The organism is Tritonibacter sp. SIMBA_163 (assembly GCF_046535935.1).
Lineage (GTDB): Bacteria > Pseudomonadota > Alphaproteobacteria > Rhodobacterales > Rhodobacteraceae > Epibacterium > Epibacterium scottomollicae.
In genome coordinates, this window is the sequence record NZ_JAWJBP010001446.1 from 1 (window position 1) to 232 (window position 232).

Sequence of the window (232 nt, forward strand, 5' to 3'; positions counted from 1 at the left end):
ATGGCCATCACGAGGGGAGCGAGCAGCACGACCCGCGCGAGCTTGGCGATCGTGCCCGATTGGCCTGCCACGTCACTGCCCTGGAAGGCGGCAGCAACGACCTGTCCCACCTCATGGATGGTCGATCCGGTCCAAACGCCATAGGCCTGCGGGTCGAGCGAGAGCGGGCCGGCGAGCAGCGGAAACAGCAGCATGGAAATCGAGCCGAAGATGGTGACGCAGGCAACGGCAT

1 protein-coding gene is annotated in these 232 nt (G+C 65.5%); it reads right to left on the reverse strand.

Annotation, left to right across the window (positions count from 1 at the left end):
- Positions 1-232, reverse strand: a 232-nt coding sequence (locus R0J92_RS27085; RefSeq protein WP_411053957.1) for a putative sulfate exporter family transporter, incomplete at both ends; no start/stop codon positions are given.